Source organism: Thiohalocapsa sp. (assembly GCF_019695415.1).
Taxonomy (GTDB): Bacteria; Pseudomonadota; Gammaproteobacteria; order Chromatiales; family Chromatiaceae; genus Thiohalocapsa.
On sequence record NZ_JAIFKJ010000077.1, the window covers coordinates 1 to 4932 of the forward strand.

The window sequence follows — 4932 nt, forward strand, 5'->3', positions numbered from 1 at the left end:
TGACGAGTTCGTCCTTAGTCTCGTGGGTTGTGAGGTGGTGAAAAGAGCCAGGGTTCGAGGGGCTAGTGGCGAGGGGCGGGGCCGGTTGTCGCCCCCGGCACTCCTCATCACTCTAACCTCGTCACGCGGAACTCACCCTCAACGCCGCAACAACCGCGTCCCCCATCTGCGCCGTGCCGACGGTCTGCGTTCCCGCGCCGGCGATATCCGCAGTGCGCAGCCCCTGGTCCAGCACGGTGGAGACGGCCTGCTCGATGCGATCTGCATGCGACGGCTCGTCCAGCGAGTAGCGCAGCATCATGGCCACCGACAGAATGGTGGCGAGCGGATTGGCGACGTCCTTGCCCGCTATATCCGGCGCCGAGCCGTGGATTGGCTCGTACATGCCCTTCTCCTCGGCATTCAACGACGCCGACGGCAGCATACCGATGGAGCCTGTCAGCTGGGCAGCGCAATCCGAGAGTATGTCGCCGAACATGTTGGTGGTGACCATCACGTCAAACTGCTTTGGGGCCCGCACCAACTGCATGGCGGCGTTGTCGACGTACATGTGGCTGAGCTCCACTTCCGGATACTCGCTGCCCACCCGCGTCGCCACCTCCCGCCACAGCTCAGTGCACTCCAGAACATTGGCCTTGTCCACCGAGCAAACGCGCTTGCCGCGCTTCATCGCGAGGTCGAAAGCGACGCGGCAGATGCGGTCGATCTCGGACTCCGTGTAAACCAGAGTGTTGATGCCCCTGCGCTCACCGGAGCTCAGCGTCTCGATGCCGCGCGGACGGCCGAAGTAGATGCCGCCGGTCAGCTCGCGGACGATCAGGATGTCGAGCCCCGCGACCACCTCCGGCTTCAGCGTCGAAGCATCGGCAAGCTGCGGGTAGAGAATGGCCGGGCGCAAATTTGCAAACAGCCCGAGCTCCGAGCGCAGCCCGAGCAACCCCTTCTCCGGGCGCACCGAGATGTCGAGCGGCTCCCACTTGGGCCCGCCGACGGCGCCGAGCAGAACGGCGTCGGCCGCCTTCGCGGCCGTGAGCGTTGCCTCCGGCAATGGATGGCCCTCGGCGTCGTAGGCCGAGCCGCCCACCAACGCCTGCTCGGTCTCGATGGCGAGGCCGAAGTCGTGACGCAGGCAGTCCAGCACCTTCACCGCCTCGGCGACGATTTCCGGGCCGATGCCGTCACCGGGCAGAATCAGAATCTGCTTGCTCAAAGCGTCTCCCTCGTGGGTGGATCAAGAATGCACTGGACCGGCGCCGGCCGCCGGTGCCATAACGGCGCATACGCCCGGGTCCGGCGGATACGCGCTGCCATCAAGCGAAGAGCCAGGGCGCCTCGTTCTGCCGACGCGCCTCATAGGCCGCGATGTCGTCGGCATGCGTCAGCGTCAGGCCGATGTCGTCGAGGCCATGGATCAGGCAATGATGATGGAAGGGGTCGATGTCGATCTCGATGGTGCCGTGGCCGTCTGCGTCGAGCGTCAGGTTTTGCAGGTCCACATCGATGGTGAGCGGCTCGTCGCTGTCGGTGGCGAGCTGGAACAGCCGGTCAACAATGGCCTCATCCAGCACGATGGGCAGGAGCCCGTTCTTGATGGCGTTCTGGTGAAAGATGTCCGCGAAGCTTGGGGCGATGAGCACCTTGAAGCCATAATCCGCCAGCGCCCAGGGCGCATGCTCCCGGGACGACCCGCAACCGAAGTTGTGCCGCGTGAGCAGAATGGTCGCGTCCGCATACTTCGGGTCGTTCAGCACGAAGTCCGGATTCAGCGGGCGGTTGGAGCAGTCCTGACCCGGCTCGCCCCGATCCAGATAGCGCCACTCATCGAACAGGTTCGGCCCAAACCCGGTGCGCTTGATGGACTTGAGGAACTGCTTCGGGATGATAGCGTCCGTGTCCACGTTGGCACGGTCCAGCGGCAGCACCGCGCCGCGGAAGTTCTCGAAGGGCTTGATGGGCATGACTTGAACCTAGAGGAGTCATTGAACGGTCGTCAGGTTGCGTCCCGCGCGGTATCTGGCGAACTAGGCGCCCTCCTCCCGGACGTCGACGAAGCGGCCATGGATGGCGGCGGCCGCGGCCATCGCCGGGCTCACCAGGTGGGTGCGGCCACCCTGCCCTTGGCGACCTTCGAAGTTGCGGTTGCTGGTGGAGGCGCAGCGCTCGCCGGGCTCGAGGCGGTCGGCGTTCATCGCAAGGCACATGGAACAGCCCGGCTCGCGCCACTCGAAGCCCGCCTCTGTGAAGATCCGGTCCAGTCCTTCGGCCTCCGCCTGCTCCTTTACCAGACCGGAGCCGGGCACGACCATCGCGAGCTTGATGGAATCGGCCACCTTGCGGCCTCTAGCTACTTCGGCGGCCGCGCGCAGGTCTTCGATGCGCCCGTTTGTGCAGGAGCCGATGAAGACCTTGTCCAGCGGAATCTCGGCCAGCGGCGTACCGGGTGTGAGGCCCATATACGCCAACGCGTGGCGGTAGCTGCCGGCCTTGACGGGATCGGCAATCTCCGCCGGGTCGGGCACACTGCCGTCGACAGGCAGCACCATCTCCGGCGACGTGCCCCAGGTTACTTGGGGGCGGATGCTCGCGGCGTCGATGTGCACCACGCGGTCGTACTCGGCGCCGGGATCGGAGTTGAGGCTCCGCCAGTGCTCAGCGGCCTGCTCGAACAGCTCACCCTGCGGCGCCATGGGCCGGCCGCGGACATAGTCGATGGTCTTCTCGTCGATGCCGATGAGGCCGGCGCGGGCGCCGGCCTCGATGGACATGTTGCAGACCGTCATGCGCCCTTCCATGCTGAGCGCGCGGATGGCATCACCGCCGTACTCGATGACATGACCAGTGCCACCTGCCGTGCCGATCTCGCCGATGATGGCGAGCACGATGTCCTTAGCCGTCACGCCCCGGCCGAGCTCCCCGTCCACGCTCACCAGCATGGACTTGGACTTCCTCTGCAGGAGACACTGGGTTGCCAGCACGTGCTCGACCTCAGAGGTGCCAACGCCGAAAGCCAGCGCCCCGAAGGCGCCGTGGGTCGAGGTGTGGCTATCGCCGCAGACCATGGTGATGCCCGGCAGCGTGAAGCCCTCCTCTGGGCCGATGACGTGCACGATGCCCTGGCGCTTGTCCGCCATGTCGAAGAGCTGGATGCCGAATTCCCGACAGTTCGCCTCCAGGGCTTCCACCTGGATGCGCGAGATCGGGTCCGTGATGCCGAGATGCCGGTCCGTCGTCGGCACGTTGTGATCCGGCACCGCCAGGTGTGTCTCCGGCCGCCGCGGCTTGCGCCCGGCGAGCCGCAAGCCCTCGAACGCCTGCGGCGATGTCACCTCGTGCACCAGCTGCCGATCGATGTACAGCAGCGACGTACCATGCTCGTCGGTGCGGACGACATGGTCGTCCCAGATCTTGTCGTAGAGGGTACGGGGGGTCGGCATCGGGTCGATCTCGGGGACGGATGCGAAGCCGGCTAGCCTATCGCGGCGGGCTGGGGAAGAAAAGTGCGAAGTGCGGGAAGAAGTGCGAAGTGCGCGGTGCGAAGTGCGGTCGCACACCCAGCACCCCGCACTCCGCACCACGCACTCCCGCACTCCCGCACTCCGCCCCCCTTCGACTATGCTCCGCACCGTCCAAACCCAGCCAACCTTAAGACCGGAGCGCCCCGCATGATCCGCATCAAACCCCTGACCCTGGACGACGGCAGCCAGATCCTGGTGGAAGTGGAGCAGGCCGACATCGCCGCCCCCGGCTACCACGCCAACCTGCCCGCCGGCGCCGAGCCCACCGGTATGGGCGAGAAGCTCGACGATGCCATGGCCATGCTGCGCAACAGCATCGGCGCCATGGCCCGCAACGTCCACGCAAGCCTCGTCGAGCAGTCGCCCCATGAATGGGCCATGGAAGTCAGCATCGGCTTCAAGGGCGAGACCCAGCCCATCCCCGTCATCGTCACCGGCTCTGCCACGGGCTCGGTCAAGGTCACCGCCAAATGGAAGCGCGAGGACTGACCTGAGCCACCGGCATGCCGAGGCGCCCTCAGCCTGGACGCAGCCGGGCAGGTCGGGTGAGTCTGTCAGGTCGTAACCCGACCACTGGTGTGGCTGTGCCTCGCGACACCACTCCCGCGGTGTCGCGCATGATGTTTTCTAACCTTATATTCGCTTCGGCTATCATCGTCGCATCCTCGACAATCGCAGGCCGATCCAATGAGCACCGCGTATGAGCAGGACTTTTTCTCGTGGACCCAAGAGCAAGCCTCGGCGATACGCGCCGGCGATCTGGGCCGCATCGACCGCAAGCACCTAGCCGAGGAAGTGGAAGAGATGGGGCGCTCGGAGCAACGCGCGCTGGCGTCACGGCTTGCGGTGATCGTCGCGCATCTGCTGAAGCTTCAGGTGCAAACCGAGCGCACGCCGACCAACGAGAAGAGCTGGCGCAACTCCATCGCCACGCAACGACGGCAGGTGGCGCGTCTGATGGCAAAGAACCCGGGGCTGCGCCACCCCGCCATTCTGGCCGAGATCCTCGAATCGGCCTGGGACGACGGCCGGGACTGGGCCATTCGGGAGGCCGGGCTCGACCCGGACAGGTTCCCGAGCGAGCGGATCTACGACCTGGCCGATTGCCTCGGTGAGGGGCCGTGATGCCAAGCTGCCTCGCGACACCGCTCACGCGGTGTCGCGCATCGGGGAACGAGCCCGCGCGCTAGGCCTCGCCGTCGCTCGCCTTACCGGCGGCCCGGTCCAGCGCTCTGAGCCGCGCCAGCTTCTCGCGGATCTTGATCTCCAGCCCCCGCTCCACGGGCTGGTAATAGCGCCGCTCCTCTATGCCGTCCGGAAAGTATCCCTCCCCGGCAGCGTCCGCGTCCGACTCCTCCTGGGCGTCACGATAGGCGGCCCCAGGGCCGAGCGCCTTCATGCGCTTGGTCGGCCCGTT

5 protein-coding genes and 1 pseudogene are annotated in these 4932 nt (G+C 66.2%); 2 read left to right on the top strand and 4 right to left on the bottom strand.

Annotated elements, in window-relative coordinates; translation table 11 throughout:
• Positions 1-121: 121 nt before the first annotated feature.
• The 3 genes from leuB to leuC all read right to left on the bottom strand — a co-directional run bounded on the left by leuB (position 122) and on the right by leuC (position 3434).
• A complete protein-coding gene (leuB, locus tag I6U14_RS01000; RefSeq protein ID WP_296896142.1) occupies positions 122-1210 on the bottom strand; it encodes a 3-isopropylmalate dehydrogenase in 1089 nt (362 codons plus the stop codon).
• A gap of 100 nt (positions 1211-1310) precedes the next feature.
• A complete protein-coding gene (gene leuD, locus I6U14_RS01005; protein WP_296896150.1) occupies positions 1311-1952 on the bottom strand; it encodes a 3-isopropylmalate dehydratase small subunit in 642 nt (213 codons plus the stop codon).
• A 69-nt stretch (positions 1953-2021) separates the two neighbouring features.
• The gene (leuC, locus tag I6U14_RS01010; RefSeq protein WP_296896144.1) at positions 2022-3434 is read right to left on the bottom strand and encodes a 3-isopropylmalate dehydratase large subunit; all 1413 of its coding nucleotides are present in this window, start codon (positions 3432-3434) and stop codon (positions 2022-2024) included.
• A 228-nt stretch (positions 3435-3662) separates the two neighbouring features.
• On the opposite strand from leuC, the gene I6U14_RS01015 reads away from it, so the two are divergent.
• Complete coding sequence (locus I6U14_RS01015) at positions 3663-4004, top strand: CU044_2847 family protein (RefSeq protein ID WP_296896146.1); 342 nt, start codon at positions 3663-3665, stop codon at positions 4002-4004.
• Positions 4005-4202: 198 nt separating this feature from the next.
• Complete coding sequence (locus I6U14_RS01020; RefSeq protein ID WP_296896148.1) at positions 4203-4640, top strand: DUF29 domain-containing protein; 438 nt, start codon at positions 4203-4205, stop codon at positions 4638-4640.
• Positions 4641-4701: 61 nt separating this feature from the next.
• Here the strand turns inward: I6U14_RS01020 and I6U14_RS01025 are convergent.
• Positions 4702-4932, bottom strand: a pseudogene (locus I6U14_RS01025) (recombination factor protein RarA); the annotation flags it as partial.